12 protein-coding genes are annotated in these 14,649 nt (G+C 74.1%); 5 read left to right on the top strand and 7 right to left on the bottom strand.

Going from position 1 to position 14,649, the window contains the following annotated elements; genetic code table 11:
• Nucleotides 1-269 precede the first annotated feature (269 nt).
• The 5 genes from ABZ924_RS35390 to ABZ924_RS35410 form a co-directional block, all read right to left on the bottom strand.
• Nucleotides 270-3,293, bottom strand: coding sequence for a glycoside hydrolase family 38 C-terminal domain-containing protein (locus ABZ924_RS35390; protein WP_361919297.1), 3,024 nt, complete (start codon nucleotides 3,291-3,293; stop codon nucleotides 270-272).
• Nucleotides 3,294-3,384: 91 nt separating this feature from the next.
• A complete protein-coding gene (locus ABZ924_RS35395) occupies nucleotides 3,385-4,224 on the bottom strand; it encodes a carbohydrate ABC transporter permease (RefSeq protein ID WP_361919299.1) in 840 nt (279 codons plus the stop codon).
• Nucleotides 4,221-5,114, bottom strand: a complete 894-nt coding sequence (locus tag ABZ924_RS35400) for a sugar ABC transporter permease (RefSeq protein ID WP_361919301.1) — start codon at nucleotides 5,112-5,114, stop codon at nucleotides 4,221-4,223. Before ABZ924_RS35400 ends, ABZ924_RS35395 begins: the two co-directional genes overlap by 4 nt.
• Nucleotides 5,115-5,155: 41 nt before the next feature.
• The gene (locus ABZ924_RS35405; protein ID WP_361919303.1) at nucleotides 5,156-6,490 is read right to left on the bottom strand and encodes a sugar ABC transporter substrate-binding protein; all 1,335 of its coding nucleotides are present in this window, start codon (nucleotides 6,488-6,490) and stop codon (nucleotides 5,156-5,158) included.
• Between the two features lie 299 nt (nucleotides 6,491-6,789).
• A complete protein-coding gene (locus ABZ924_RS35410) occupies nucleotides 6,790-7,128 on the bottom strand; it encodes a TetR/AcrR family transcriptional regulator C-terminal domain-containing protein (protein ID WP_361919305.1) in 339 nt (112 codons plus the stop codon).
• Nucleotides 7,129-7,205: 77 nt separating this feature from the next.
• On the opposite strand from ABZ924_RS35410, the gene ABZ924_RS35415 reads away from it, so the two are divergent.
• Both ABZ924_RS35415 and ABZ924_RS35420 read left to right on the top strand, forming a co-directional pair.
• Nucleotides 7,206-7,712, top strand: coding sequence for an FAD-dependent monooxygenase (locus tag ABZ924_RS35415; RefSeq protein WP_361919307.1), 507 nt, complete (start codon nucleotides 7,206-7,208; stop codon nucleotides 7,710-7,712).
• Nucleotides 7,713-7,799: 87 nt separating this feature from the next.
• Nucleotides 7,800-7,964: a hypothetical protein gene (locus ABZ924_RS35420; protein ID WP_361919309.1), complete on the top strand. Its 165-nt coding sequence runs from the start codon at nucleotides 7,800-7,802 to the stop codon at nucleotides 7,962-7,964.
• 17 nt (nucleotides 7,965-7,981) lie between these two features.
• Here ABZ924_RS35420 and ABZ924_RS35425 read toward each other — a convergent pair whose 3' ends face one another.
• Together ABZ924_RS35425 and ABZ924_RS35430 are read right to left on the bottom strand one after the other, a co-directional pair.
• A complete protein-coding gene (locus ABZ924_RS35425; RefSeq protein ID WP_361919311.1) occupies nucleotides 7,982-8,902 on the bottom strand; it encodes a serine/threonine dehydratase in 921 nt (306 codons plus the stop codon).
• Nucleotides 8,903-8,928: 26 nt separating this feature from the next.
• Nucleotides 8,929-9,573 carry a TetR/AcrR family transcriptional regulator gene (locus tag ABZ924_RS35430; RefSeq protein ID WP_361919313.1) on the bottom strand — a complete coding sequence of 215 codons (645 nt, stop codon included), beginning with the start codon at nucleotides 9,571-9,573 and terminating at the stop codon, nucleotides 8,929-8,931.
• A 237-nt stretch (nucleotides 9,574-9,810) separates the two neighbouring features.
• Here ABZ924_RS35430 and ABZ924_RS35435 point away from each other — a divergent pair, with 237 nt between their 5' ends.
• From ABZ924_RS35435 to ABZ924_RS35445, 3 genes are all read left to right on the top strand, one after another.
• Nucleotides 9,811-11,493, top strand: a complete 1,683-nt coding sequence (locus ABZ924_RS35435) for a ricin-type beta-trefoil lectin domain protein (RefSeq protein ID WP_361919315.1) — start codon at nucleotides 9,811-9,813, stop codon at nucleotides 11,491-11,493.
• A 167-nt stretch (nucleotides 11,494-11,660) separates the two neighbouring features.
• Nucleotides 11,661-14,018 (top strand): alpha-N-acetylglucosaminidase, encoded by a 2,358-nt coding sequence (locus ABZ924_RS35440; RefSeq protein ID WP_361919317.1) that lies wholly within the window; start codon nucleotides 11,661-11,663, stop codon nucleotides 14,016-14,018.
• Nucleotides 14,019-14,244: 226 nt separating this feature from the next.
• Complete coding sequence (locus ABZ924_RS35445) at nucleotides 14,245-14,514, top strand: hypothetical protein (RefSeq protein ID WP_361919319.1); 270 nt, start codon at nucleotides 14,245-14,247, stop codon at nucleotides 14,512-14,514.
• Nucleotides 14,515-14,649: the final 135 nt, after the last annotated feature.

Genomic DNA, 14,649 nt, shown 5'->3' on the forward strand with positions numbered 1-14,649 from the left:
CCTGGCGTTGGCGCCGGGGGCGGGGGCCCCCCCCCCCCCCCCCCCGAAACCCGGCTCCGCCGGGCACCGGGCTCCGCCCGGACCCTCCCCCAGACTCCGTCCGGGGGGGACCCCGGCTTCGAACGCCGGGGTGGGCCCAGACCCGCCTTCCGCTTTCGCAGCGGGGGGCGGGCCATTCCAGCCTCGCCGGCGTTTGAGGCGCGGGGTTCGGGGCGGCGCCCCAAGAAACCCGGGCCGGGCACCGGGCTCCGGCGGCGGGGCTGGAGCGGTCACGTGCGGCGGAGGCGGAGGGTGACGATCTGGAAGGGGCGGAGGGTCAGCGGGAGGGGGCCGTCCGCGGACGCAGGGGCCAGGGCCGTGCCCGGGAGGGGGCGCTCCAGGAGGTCGGTTTCCAGGGCCTCCGAGACCGGGAAGTCCGGCGCGAGGGTGGCGTTCGCGCGGCCGCCCAGGGATTCGTACAGGCGGACCACCACGTCGCCGCTGCGGTCCTCGGCCAGTTTGACCGACTCCACGACCACCGCGCCTTCCGTCACCGCGACCAGCGGGGCGATCGGGCCCGCGCCGGGCAGCACCCGCTCGGGCAGGTTCAGCGCGTGCCCCTCGCGGACCGCGTCCGCGATCCCGGCGCCCGGCGCGAGGGCGAACCGCACAACGTGCGCGCCCTGGTCGGTCTCCGGGTCGGGGTAGCGCGGGGCCCGCAGGAGGGACAGGCGGACGGTGGTGGTCTGGCCGCCGTCGGGGCGGACGTCGCGGGTGACGTCGTGGCCGTACGTGGAGTCGTTCAGGAGGGCCACGCCCCAGCCCGGCTCCTCCACGTGGATCCACCGGTGGGCGCAGATCTCGAACTTGGCCGCCTCCCAGGAGGTGTTGGTGTGGGTGGCCCGGTACACGTGCCCGAACTGCGTTTCCGAGGCGGACCGCTCGGCTTTGACGTCCAGCGGGAAGGCGGCCTTCAGGAGCTTCTCCGTCTCGTGCCAGTCGACCTCCGTGACGATGTCGACCGTCCCGGCGTCCGCCCGCAGGGTGAGGTACTGCGTCGCCCTCGACCGGCCGAAGGAGCGGGCCACGCGCAGCGTCACCGCGTCGGGGCCCTCCTCCACGACCTCCAGGGCGTCGAGGTCCAGCAGGTCGGTGACGTTGTTGCGGTAGAACGCGTCGATGTCCCAGGCGTCCCACATGTTCGGGAAGTCCGGGTGGACCTGCAGCAGGTTGGCCGCCCCGCCCGGGGCCACCGCCTCCCGGCCGGCCGCCACGTCGTACGCCGAGACGATCAGCCCGCGGCCGTCGACCTCCACCCGCAGCCGCCCGTTGTCCAGGACGTGCCCGCCGCCGGTCCGCGGCGTGCGCCGCACCGGCCGGGAGGCCGTCGCCGGCCGGCCCGCGCCCCCCGCCGGGACACCGCGGCGGGCGTGCGGCGCGCAGTTGAAGACCAGTTCCGCGGTGCCCTCCCCGGCGAGCGCGAGCTGCGCCGCCAGCGTGATCGCCCGCAGCTCCTCGCCCACCCGCGCGTACGTGGCGCGGGCCTCGCGGTGCACCCAGGCGATGGAGGAGCCGGGCAGGATGTCGTGGAACTGGTGCAGCAGCACCGTCTTCCACAGCCGCTCCAGGTCCTCGTACGGGTACGCGTACCCCGGCACCCGAACCGCCGCGGTGGCCGCCCACAGCTCGGCCTCGCGCAGCAGGGACTCGCTGCGCCGGTTGCCCTGCTTGGTCCGGGCCTGCGAGGTGTAGGTGCCGCGGTGCAGTTCCAGGTAGAGCTCGCCCGCCCACACGGGGGCGTCCTCGTACTCGGCGCGGGCCTGCTCGAAGAAGGCGTCGGGCGTCTCGATCTCGACCCGCGGGGAGCCTTCGAGGTTCCGCTGGCGGGCGGCCCGGGCCAGGTGCTCGCGGGTGGGGCCGCCCCCGCCGTCGCCCCAGCCGAACGGGACCAGGGAGCGCGAACCGCGGCCCTTCTCCCGGTAGTTGCGGGCGGCGTGGGCGAGCTGGGCGGCGCCGAGGTCGCTGTTGTACGTGTCGACGGGCGGGAAGTGGGTGAAGACGCGGGTGCCGTCGATGCCCTCCCAGCGGAAGGTGTGGTGCGGGAAGGGGTTCACCTGGGACCAGCAGATCTTCTGGGTGAGGAACCAGTGCGAGCCGGAGAGCCTGACGATCTGCGGCAGCGCGGCCGTGTAGCCGAAGGAGTCGGGCAGCCAGACGCCCCGGGTCTCGATCCCGAACTCGTCCAGGAAGAACTTCTTCCCGTACAGGAACTGCCGGACCATGGCCTCGCCGCCGACCATGTTGGTGTCGGACTCCACCCACATGCCGCCGACCGGCACGAAGCGGCCCTCGGCGACCTTCTTCTTGATCCGCTCGAAGAGCTCGGGCCGGTGGGTCTTGATCCACTGGAGCTGCTGCGCCTGCGACATGGCGTACACGAACTCGGGGTGCCCCTCCAGCAGTCCGAGCACGTTGGAGGCGGTCCGGGCCACCTTGCGCACGGTCTCGCGCAGCGGCCACAGCCAGGCCGAGTCGATGTGGGCGTGGCCGACGGCGCTGATCCGGTGGGCGGAGGCGTGGGCGGGCGCGGCGAGGACCGCGGCCAGCCGGGCGCGGGCGGCGGCCGCGGTGGCGGGCACGTCGGCCAGGTCCACCGCGTCGAGGGCCGCGTCGACGGCGCGCAGGATCTCGTACCGGCGGGCGTCGTCCTCGCCGAGCTGCATCATCAGGTCGTGGAGGACCTCGAGGTCCTGTACGAGTTCCCAGACCTCGGTCTCGAAGACGGCGAGGTCCATCCGGGCGATCCGGTACAGGGGCCGGTCGCCGCTGGTGAGCCGGTCGCCCTCGTACGTGGGCCGGTGCTCGACGAGGACGGGGTTCGAGGCGGCTTCGACGTACCACTCGATCCGCTCGCCGCCGGCCGCGCGGTCGGCGACGCGGACCCAGTCGTTGTACGGGTTGAGCGCCTTGACCTCGCTGCCGTCGGCGCGGTGGACCAGGCCCTCGCACTGGAAGCCGGGCATCATCCGGTCGAAGCCCAGGTCGAGGACGGCCTCGACGGTACGGCCCGCCCACTCGGCCGGGACGGTGCCGGTGACCTTGAACCAGGTGGTGCCCCAGGCCGGCCCCCACTCCTCGCCGACGGCGCAGGGCCCGTACGGTGCGGCGAGCCCCTCGGCGACGGGCACGGGCTCGCCGGAGGCGTCCCAGCGCTCGACGGTGAGCGGGAGGGGGCCGGAGTACACGGCGGGCTTGATGCGCTCGCCGAGGACCCGGCGTAGGCGGTGTTCGGTGATGCTGCGGTCGTCGTGCATGCGGCGGCTCCAGGGGTGTCCGGGGGCGGGAGGCGGCAGGAGGACGGGAGGCGGGGCGGGAGAGGGGACGGGAGAGGGGACGGGAGGCGGCTCAGGTCTTGACCGCTCCCTCGCCCACGCCCTTGAAGAAGAAGCGCTGGAGGGCGAAGAAGAGGAGCATCATCGGCAGGAGCGCGGCCATGGCGCCGGCGGCGATGATGCGCTGGTCGTTGGTGGTGGTGGTCCCGGCGAGGGTCTTCAGGCCCAGTTGGAGCGTGTAGTGGTCGCTGTCGGTGAGCACCAGCAGCGGCCACAGGAAGTCGTCCCAGGCCCCCATGAAGCTGGTGATGCAGACGACGGCCAGGGAGCCCTTGGCGGCGGGGAGGAAGACCCGGGTGAAGCGGGTCCATTCGCCGGCCCCGTCCAGCACGGCGGCCTCCTCGATCTCCCGCGGCACGGCGAGGAAGGCCGAGCGCATGATCATGATGTTGAGTACGGAGACCGCGCCGGGGAGCCACACGCCGACGAGGGTGTCGACGAGGCCCATTCCGCGGATCGTGAGGAACATCGAGATCATCACGGATTCGAAGGGGAACATCAGGGTGGCCACGAGGAGGGTGAAGACGCTTCGGCGGCCCTTCCAGCCGGGCCGGGAGAGGGCGTAGCCGCCCATGGAGGCGAACAGCACGTTCGAAGTAACAGCCAGGGCGGCGACGGTGAGGGTGTTGGCGACGTAGCCGAGCAGCGGGAACGACTCGGCGACGCGGGCGTAGTTGTCGAGGGTGGGGTGCGCGGGCAGCACGCCGTCGTACACGTTCTCGGTGCGGCCGCGGATCGAGGTGAGGAACTGCCAGGCGATGGGCCCGAGCATCACCACCAGCATCAGGAGCAGCACGGCGTACCGGGCGGCGAGCGCGACGGGGCGGCGGGGCGGAACCGTCAGGGTACTCACCCTTCGTCTCCCTTCGACAGGCGGCGGCCCAGCAGGCTGAAGGCCAGGGTGAGGAGGAACAGCAGGAGGGAGACGGCCGAGGCGTAGCCGGTCTCGCCGGCGAAGCCGAGGCCGACCTGGCGGATCAGGAAGGGCAGGGTGCGGGCGCCGCCGCCGGGGCCGCCGCTCTCGCCGCCCAGGATGTAGATCTCGGTGAAGACGCGCAGGGCGGAGATGGCGGAGAGGGTGCCGACCAGCAGCATCATCGGCTTCACCTGCGGGATCGTGATGCTGGTGAAGCGGCGGACGGGGCCGGCGCCGTCGAGGGCGGCCGCCTCGTGGAGGGAGGCGGGCACGTTCCCGAGGGCGGCGAGGTAGAAGACCATGTAGTAGCCGAGGCCCTTCCACACGGTCACGATCATGGCGGAGACGAGCAGCATGCGGCTGTCGGTGAGGAAGGGGACCGGCTCGGAGAGGAGCCGGAGCTTCGCGAAGACGGTGTTGACCAGGCCGTCGCTGCGCAGCACCCACTGCCAGATCAGGCCGACGACCACGGCCGAGGCGATCACCGGCGTGTAGAAGGCGGAGCGGAAGAACCCGATGCCGGGCACCTCCGCCTGCACCAGCACGGCGAGGGCCAGCGGCAGCAGGACCAGGCAGGGCACGACGACGAGCAGGTAGAGCACGCTGTTGCCGGCGGCGGTCCAGAAGTCGGGGTCGGCGAAGGCGCGGGTGTAGTTGTCGAAGCCGACGAAGGTTCCGCCCCGGAGGATCCGGGCGTCGGTGAAGGACAGCACGACGGTGTTGACGAACGGCCAGAGGCTGAAGAGGACCACCGTCACCAGCCCGGGGGCGAGGAAGAGGTACGGGGTCCACCACGCCCGGTGCGGCAGCCCCGGCTCCGCCGCCATGGCACGCAGGGCCGCCGTACGGCCGCGGGCCCGGGCGGGGATCACTTGCGGGCCGCGTGGGCGAGGAGCCTGTTGGCCTCCTCCTGTGCCTTGCGCACGGCCGTCTTCGCGTCCTGCTCGCCCTGGATGGCCTTCTGCACCTCGCGTACGACGGCGTCGCCGACCTGGTTGGTCCACTGCACGGGGGTGTTGGCGTCGAGCGCGGCGGTCTTCAGCTGTTCGGCGCCGACGGCGCGGGCGACGGTGTCCGCGTCCGTGCCGTCGCCGCGGTCGGCGAAGCGCGGGTCGGCGAGGCCCTGGGCGTTGGAGGGGTAGATGGTGGCGTTCTTCGAGAACTCGACCTGGTTGGGGCCGTTGGTGACCCACCGGGCGAACTCGGCCGCCGCGTCGAGGTGCTTGGTGTCCTTGCGGATGCCGAGGGACTGGGCGTAGATGCCGATGTGGCCGAGCCTGCCGGTGACGGCCGGGGCGACCTGGGTGTTGGCGTAGACCTGGGGGGCGTTCTGTTTGATGTCCCGGACGAATCCCGGGGAGCCGGGGCCGAAGACGAGCTTTCCGCTGCCGTACAGCTGGTTGATGTCGTCGGCCTTGAGGAGGGACTCCTTGGGCATGGCGCCCTTGGCGTAGAGGTCCTTCATCCGCTCGACCCAGGCGACGGCCGTGGCGGTGTCGAAGGTGAACCGGTCCTGCTTTTCGTTGAGGATCGCCACGCCCATCTTCTGCCAGTCCCCGGGCAGCCGGCCCTTGGGATCGGCCATGAAGGCGGCGTACTGGCCGCCCGATGCGGCGGCGATCCGGTCCGCTTGGTCGAAGAACTGCTCGACGCTGGTCGGCGGCTTGTCGGGGTCCAGGCCGGCCTTGCGGTAGAGCTCCTTGTTGTAGGTGAGGATCTCCGGGGTGACGTACCAGGGGTAGGCGTACACGCCGTCGCCCTTGCCGGGGAGCCTGAACTGCTGCCAGGCGCCGGGCACGTACTCCTCGGCCGACTCGCCGTCGAGTCTGGCGACGTCGACGAGGAGGCCTCGGTCGCCGAGGAGCTGGAAGGAGTCGGTGGAGAGGTTGACCACGTCGGGGAGGGCTCCGGCCTGGGCGTCGGCGACGAGCTTCTCGTTGTAGCCGTCGCCGGGCACGTCCTCCCACTTCACCGCGGCCCCCGGGTACTTCTTCTCGAAGGCGTCGATGACGCCTTCGACGTACGCCGTGTACTTGGGCTTGAGCTGGAGGGTGCGGAAGGTGATCTCGCCGGACACCTCGCCGGTCCGCTGCGCCTCCTTCGCATCGGCCGGACCGCCGCCGAGGCCGCATGCGGAGGCGGTCAGGAGGGTGCCGGCCACCAGGGTGGCGAGGGCGGTGCGGGGCAGGTGCGAACGGTTCATCGTCGGCCGCCTTAGGGGGAGTTCCGGCCTCGCTGCCGGAGCGCGGGGGCCACGCTGACCGCGCGGGACGGGCGCGTCAATGCGGCCGGGCCGGGGATGGCCGAGCAGCCGCGCCTCCCCTTTCGGTCCGCGGAGTTCGCAGGACAGACCGGATCCGCTCCGTCAACACGGCGGCCACCTGGACTGATGCGCTTTAGTCGGGGAGTTCGCGGAAGGGGTGCCGATTTCCCTGCCGGAGGCGGTTCGCAGCCGGAGTTTGACTTCTTATGGCCGGTTCGGGAAATCCGCACTAATGCGGTTTAGCTGTCGTCGCTCCCGGCGATCCGGGCGGCGATCCCGTCCAGCAGGGCGGCCAGGCCGAAGGCGTACAGCGACCCCGGGGACAGCTCGGCCCCGGGCGCGGCTGCGGCGAAGTGCGGGAGGGCGCCGCTCGCCAGGACCGCGGCCATCCGGCTCTGCTGGGCCGCCATCCACTGCTCCCCGGTGATCCCGCTGGCCCGTTCGGCGCGCGCCTCGGGCTCCAGGTCGACGGCTTGGCCGCGGACGTAGCCGAAGAGGGTGACCGCGGCGTGCATGCGGGTGTCGGCGTCGAGGCCGAGGCCGTCCAGGGCGGCCAGGGCCCATTCGATGTGCCGCATGCCGTGCGGCGCGAGGAGCGGACGGCGAGTACCTCTTCGGCGACTCCATCGCCGCGCTGGAGGAGGACGGCGACGGGGTGCCGGTCGCCTTCGAGCAGGCGCCGCCGCGCCGCTTCGACCTCGTGGTCGGCGCCGACGGGCTGCACTCGCGGACCCGGGCCCTCGCCTTCGGCCCCGAGGAGCGGTACGTGCGCCATCTCGGCATCCACACCGCGATCTTCGGCGTGCCGAACCACCTGGGCCTGCGCAACACCGGCCGCCTGTACGTCTCCCCCGGCAAGGCGGCCAACGTCTTCTCCGACGGCAGCAGCGCCGACCGGGCGCGCGCCGCCCTGCACTTCGCGGATGACGGCCTGGAGTACGACCGGCACGACCGGGCCCGGCAGCGGCGCATCGTGGCCGAGCGGTTCGCGGGCGAGGCCTGGGAACTGCCGCGCCTGCTCGCGGAGATGGAGACCGCGGAGGACTTCTGGTTCGACGCCAACGCCCAGGTGGTGATGGACACCTGGGCCGCGGGACGGGTCGTGCTCCTCGGCGACGCCGGCTACTGTGCGGCGCCGACCTCGGGGCGCGGCACCTCGTAGGCGCTGATCGGGGCGTACGTCCTGGCCGGGGAACTGGCCCGGGCGGGCGGCGACCACGGGGCCGCGTTCGCCGCGTACGAGGCGTACATGCGCCCCTTGGTGGCCGAGCACCAGGCGGTGGGGCGGGAGGGCGCCGAGCGGTTCTTCATGCCCGCGCCCACGCAGGAGGTGCTGGACATGCTGGCGGCCGACGCCCCGGAGCAGACCCGGACGGAGCCGGTGCGCCTGCCCGACTACGCGGCGGCCCGCTGAGCGCGCCTCGGCGCCGGCTACAGGTCGGCGGGGTCGGTGTTCGCGCCGCACAGGACCACGGCCACCCGCTCCCCCAGCGGCTCCGGCGCCCCTCGTACGGCGGCCAGGGCCGTGGCGGCCCCGGTCTCGACCACGATGCGGTGCTCCTCCCACAGGGCCCGCCGGGCCGCGGTGATGGCGGTGTCCGGGACCAGCACCGAGCGGACGCCGGGGTGCCGGGCGGCGGCCAGTGCGTCCGCCGAGACGCGGGTGGCGCCGAGCGAGTCGGAGGCCACCGAGTCGACGGTGACGTCCACGGGCCGGCCCGCCACCAGCGCCGCGTTGAGGGCCCGGCAGTGCTCCGGCTCGGCTGCGACGACGCGGATGCCGTGCTCCCGGGCGGCGGTGGCCACCCCGGCCAGCAGCCCGCCGCCGCCGACCGCGACGACGACCGTGTCCACGCCGGGCAGCCCGGCCCGGATGTCGTCCACCAGGGTGCCCGCGCCCGCCGCGATGAGCGGATGGTCGTACGCGTGGCTGCTCAGGGCGCCGCTCGCCGCGGCGAACTCCCGGCAGGCGGCCAGCGCATCGGCGTACCGCTCCCCGATGAGCCGAACGTCGGCCCCGTACCGGGCGAGCCGATCCACCTTGACGCGCGGCGCGGTCTCCGGCAGGAACACGGTGGCGGGTACGCCCTGCGCGCGGGCCGCCCAGGCGCAGGCGAGGCCGGCGTTGCCGCCGGAGGCGATGGTGACGCCGGCGTCGGGGAGGGTGCCTGAGGCGCGGTGCGCGGCGAGGAAGTTGTGGGCGCCGCGGGCCTTGAAGGAGCCGGTGTGCTGGAGGTACTCCAGCGCGTACCAGAGGCCGTCGGCGGCGGGCACCACGGCGGCGGGGCGGACGGCCCCGGCTATCCGGTCGGCGGCCGCGCGTACCGCGGCGGCGTCGAGCTGCTGTTCCACGATCGCTCTCCCTTGAGATGGTGCGGTCAGGCCCCGTCGGGCCGGGCCGCCTCGATCAGCTGGCGCAGGGCGCCGTAGTACACCTCGTGGTCGGTCAGGGCGGGCAGTACGTCGGACAGCCCGGACGAGAGCACGGGGAACTCCTCGGGATCCAGCGCGGCGAGGGCCGCCCGCGAGGCGGCGGTGGCAGCGGCCGGGTCGCGGTGGTCGACGAAGGCGGCGCAGCCCAGCGTGAGCAGGTACAGGCGGCGGTAGACCGTCACGGCCTCGGCGAGGGTCATCCCCGCGGCCACGCTGTCGGCGAGGGCGGGCTCCACGAGCCGGGCCAGCAGCCGGCGGCCCATCCAGGGGCGGCCGCCGCGCAGGACCAGCAGCCCGGGATGCGCGGTGAGCAGCCGGTACAGGGCGGTGAACCGCAGCTCGGTCGCCTCGGCCCAGCCGGTTCCGGCCGGGACCTCGGGCAGCAGGTCGGCCAGGTGCTCGGTGCACAGGTCGAGGAGGCCCGCCAGGTCGGTGCAGCGGCGCTGGACGGTGGCGTGCGAGACGCCGAGCCGGTCGGCGAGGGCGCGGAAGCTGAGCGCTCCGGGGCCCTGCTCGTCCAGGATCCGCAGGGCGGCCACCGCGATCGCCTCGGGCGTCGCGCGTTCCAGGGCCGTTGATGTCCTCGGCATGGATACAGCGTATCAGCCGGTGTATCTGTCGGTGTATCTCCCGGCGTATCTGTCTGCGTATCCGCCGCCTGGCCTTCCGGCTTGTAGGCCGGCGTCGCGTACTGCGCACCTCCCCGATCGTGTGATCGCGGGTACACCCGAATTGCTGGTCATCGGGCCACGACCCGCACATGGCGTTGACAGCGAGTAGTCACGCGGCTGCACTGGGCGGCACCTCCCCCACTGCAAGGAGTCCCCGTGCCGCCTCGCCTGCGTACGTCGCTCCCTTCCCTGGCCGCGGCCGCCCTGCTCGCCCTCTGCCTCGCCCCGGCCCCGGCGACGGCCGAGCCCACCGCCACCTCGGACACCCCGCTCGCGCTGACCCCGCCCATGGGCTGGAACAACTGGGCGCACTACATGTGCGACATCGACGAGGCCAAGGTGGTCGCCAACGCCGACGCGCTGGTCGCGAGCGGGCTGGCGGCCAAGGGCTACGACACGGTGACCGTCGACGACTGCTGGATGACCAGGAGCCGGGACGACGGGGGCGCCCTGGTCGTCGACGCGCAGAAGTTCCCGCACGGGATGGCCTGGCTGGGCGAGTACCTGCACGCCAAGGGCCTGAAGTTCGGCATCTACGAGGACGCCGGCTCGCTGACCTGCGAGAAGTACCCGGGCAGCGGCTCCCCCGACGGCGGCGGCGCGGACCACTACGCGCAGGACGCACGGCAGTTCGCGTCCTGGAAGGTCGACTACGTCAAGATGGACGGCTGCAACCTGTGGGTGCCGCCCGGGAAGACGAAGGAGGAGGCCTACCGCGGCGCCTACCACGCCGTGGCCGATGCGCTGCGCGACAGCGGCCGGACCATGGTGCTCTCGGCGTCGGCCCCCGCCTACTTCCAGCAGGGCGAATGGGGCGGCCCCGACTGGCACAGGGTGCTCGGCTGGGTCGGCGAGACCGGCCAGCTGTGGCGCGAGGGCAAGGACATCAAGGTCTACAACCCCGCCGCGCCGGCCACCTCGCGCTGGAGCTCCGTCCTCGGCAACTACGGCTACAACCGCTGGCTCGGCCGGTACGCGGGCCCCGGCAACTGGAACGACCCGGACTTCCTGATCGCCGGCGCCCCCGGGCTCACCGACGCCGAGAGCCGCAGCCAGGTCGGCCTGTGGGCGATGATGGCCGCCCCGTTCATCCTGTCCTCCGAGGTCTCCGAGCTGACCCCGGGCGGACTCGCCACCCTCGGCAACGGCGCGCTCATCGCCCTGGACCAGGACCCGATGGGCCGCCAGGGCGCGGTGGTCTCCGCCAACGCCACCTTCGAGGTGCTGGCGCGGCCGCTGGCGGGCGGCGACCGCGCCGTCGCCGTGCTGAACCGCTCGGGCCGCACCCGGGACATCTCGGTCCCGCTCGCCGACATCGGCCTGTACGGGTGCACGGTCACCGCCAAGGACCTGTGGAGCGGCACGAGCACCCAGGTCTCCACCTCCCTGACCGGCACGCTGGCCGCGCACGACACGGCGGTGTGGCGGCTCACCCCGGGACGCGGCTGCGGCGCGGCCGTCCCCACCGGGCAGGTGACGGGCAACGGCGCCACCTGCGCCGACGGCGCCAACACCACCGGGGCCGGGGCCGTGGTCCTGGCCCCGTGCACGGCCGGCGCCGACCAGCGGTGGGTGCTCGGCGCCGGGGCCACCCTGCGGCTGGCCGGTCAATGCCTGTCGGCGGGCGAGGCCGGCGCCGTGGAGCTGGCCCGGTGCGCGCCCGGGCAGCCCGGGCAGAGCTGGCGCCACCGCCGGGACGGCGCCCTGGTCGAGGACGCGAGCGGGCTGTGCCTGACGGCGCCCGCCGCGGCGGCCACGGCGGGCACCCCGGCGCCGCGGCTGCGCCTGGAGGTCTGCGGCGACCACCGCGTCGACCAGGCCTGGTCCCTGCCGGTCTGACGCACCGCCGGCCCGCGGATCCCGGGGCGCCCAGCGCCGCGGGATCCACCCGGTACCGGCCCGAGAGGGTCCCCGTAGAGCACCCGACACGACCGACACGACCGACACCTCCGGTGTCCCTGACGCATGCCGTGATCCAGCACACGACCGAGCGGACGACGGAGCCCATGACCGAGCACATGACGAACCAGGCCTGCCCGCGGGCGACGGACCCGCGGACGACGGACCCGCGGCCGCGGCGCCCCCGCCGCCGGACCCGCCGCCCCCGGACCTTGCCCGCGCTGCCCGCCGTCCTGCTGGCCCTGGTCTGCGCGGCGACCGCCCCGGGGGCCGGCACCCCGGCCCGCGCCGCTGCGGCCGGGCCGGAGGCCGCCGGTGCACCCGGCGCGCCCCCGGCGCGGAGCTTCGACACCGGTCCCGCGCGGGCCGCGCTGAAACGGCTGCTGCCGCGCCACGCCGCCCAGTTCACGCTCGTCGCCGCCCCGGTGGCGGCGGGCGGCCCCGACACCTTCACCGTGTCCGGGAGGGCCGGTGCGGTCACCGTCCGCGGCACCACCGGGGCCACCCTCCTCACCGGCGTCGGCTGGTACCTCCAGCACGTCGCCGGCGCCGACATCGGCTGGCCCGGCGACAGCCTCGGCCAGCTGCCCGCGCGGCTGCCGGCCGTGCCCGCGCCCGTCACCCGCAGCGCCCTCGTCCCGCACCGGTACGCCCTCAACGACACCGACGACGGCTACTCGGGCCCGTACCGCACCTTCGAGCAGCACCAGCGGCAGATCGACCTGCTGGCCCTGCACGGCATCAACGAGGTGTTCGTGCAGGTCGGCGCGGAGTACCCGTACTACCGGGCGCTCCAGGGCTTCGGCTACTCGGCCGCGGAGCTGCGGGAGTGGATCCCCGCCCCCGGCCACCAGAGCTGGTGGCTGCTGCAGAACCTGAGCGCCTTCGGCGGCCCCGTATCCGAGCGGCTGCTGCGCGAGCGCGCGAGGCTCGGGGCGCGGATCGCCGAGCAGCTGCGCGGGCTCGGCATGACCCCGGTGCTGCCCGGCTACTTCGGGACCGTGCCGCCGGGATTCGCCGCCCGCAACGAGGGGGCGCGGACGGTGGCGCAGGGCGACTGGGCGGGCTTCGACCGGCCCGACTGGCTGGACCCGTCCTCGCCGGCGTTCCCCAAGGTGGCCGCCGCGTACTACGCGGAGCAGCGCGCGGTGTTCGGGGACAGCGCCATGTACCGGATGAGCCCGCTGCACGAGGGCGGGAAGGCCGGCCCTGTCGACGTCGGGGCGGCGGCCGGCGCGGTCCAGTCTGCCCTGCACGCCGCGCACCCGGGGGCGGTGTGGGCGGTGCTGGGCTGGCAGGACAGCCCCCGCAAGGAGCTGCTGGCGGGGGTGGACACCTCGAAGCTGCTGATCCTGGACGGGCTGTCCGACCGGTACAACCGCCTGGACCGCGAGACCCGCTGGGGCGGGGCGCCGTACGCGCTCGGCACGATCTACAACTTCGGCGGGCACACCACCGTCGGCGCCAACACCTCCGTGTGGATCGACCGGTTCGGCTCCTGGCGGGCCAAGGACGCCAGTGCGCTGCGCGGCACCGCGTACCTGCCGGAGGCGACCGGCACCAACCCGGCCGCGTTCGACCTGTTCACGGACCTCGCCTGGGAGCCGGGGCCGATCGACCAGCGGGCGTGGTTCGCCGGTTTCGCGGCCCGCCGGTACGGGCGGCCGGACGCCGAGGCCGCCGCCGCCTGGGAGGAGCTGCGCAAGGGCCCGTACAGCACCTCCTCCGGGCTGTGGTCGGAGTCCCAGGACAGCCTGTTCACCGCCCGGCCGAGCCTGACCGCGGCGGGGGCGGCGTACTGGAGCCCCAAGTCGATGCGCTACCCGGCCGATTCGGTACGGCGGGCCCTGGAGCACCTGCTGAAGGTGGATCCGCGGCTGCGCGGCTCCAGCGCGTACCGCTTCGACCTGGTGGACACGGCCCGGCAGGCCCTCGCCAACCACTCGCGGGTGCTGCTGCCGAGGATCAGGGCCGCGTACGAGGCCGAGGACCTGGCGGCGTTCCGGGAGCTGACAGCCGCCTGGGCGGACGCGGAGCGGCGGCTGGACGCACTGACGAGCTCCGACCCGAACTTCCTGCTCGGGCCCTGGCTGGCCGCGGCCCGCTCGTGGGGCGCGGACGGGGCGGAGAAGGACCGGTACGAGTACGACGCCCGGTCGATCCTGAGCGTGTGGGGCCGGCACAGCACCAGCGAGGGCGGCTTCCTGCACGACTACGCGAACCGGGAGTGGGGCCGCCTCGTCCGGGAGCTGTACGCACCGCGCTGGGCGGCCTACTTCGCGGCGCTGGAGGAGGCCCTCGTGAAGAAGGCGGCGCCGCGGGAGATCGACTGGCACGCCTTCGAGGAGGAGTGGGCGCGGCGGACCACACCGCAGCCGGGTGGTGCGGGCGGCCCGACCGGGAACCCGTACGCGCTGGCGGCCGGGGTGGCCGCGGCCCTCCGGGCGGCCGAGCCGGCTCTCTGACGCCTAGCACATCGGAGGGGTGGCGGCGGAGCCTTGCGCACGGCGTCACCCGCCCGGGGGAATCTCGCCGCTCCTGCGAGGGAGAACCCCGGCGCCGCGGTGCCGCGCCGGGCGGGCACTCGCTTCACTGGCCCGGAAGCGGACCGGGGGCGCTTGCCGGAACGATCCGGCGGCCGCCCCTCTGCCGACGCCGTGACGGCCCGACGCGAGCAGGAGTGCACCGAGCATGCCCCAGACCGGACACGAGCGGCCCGGACGGCCCGTGCAGGAGCGCCCCGTGCCGCACGCCCCCGGCCGCGACCGGCCCCAGGAGGTGCCGCGGCCCGCCGACCCGCGTGAGCTGCTCACGGACGGGGTGGTGGAGCTGCGCAAGCGCGGCGAACTGGCGGCCTGCACGGCGGACGCGGACACCGACGACCCGTTGGCGACCATGGCCCGACGAACCGCCGAACGAGCCGCCCAGCGCGTCGCCGCCAAGTCCCGGACCCGCGCCTAGCGCGGCGCAGAGCTAGTGCTGTGGCCGGAAAGGTTTGCCGGGTCGCGGCGTCCGGCACGGCACCTCGCCGCGTTGTCGGCCCTCGCAAGTACGTCCAGTACGAGCCGAGGCCCTCCGCCTTGCGAGGCACCGCAC

The sequence above is a fragment of the Streptomyces sp. NPDC046876 genome, assembly GCF_040645035.1.
Lineage (GTDB): Bacteria > Actinomycetota > Actinomycetes > Streptomycetales > Streptomycetaceae > Streptomyces.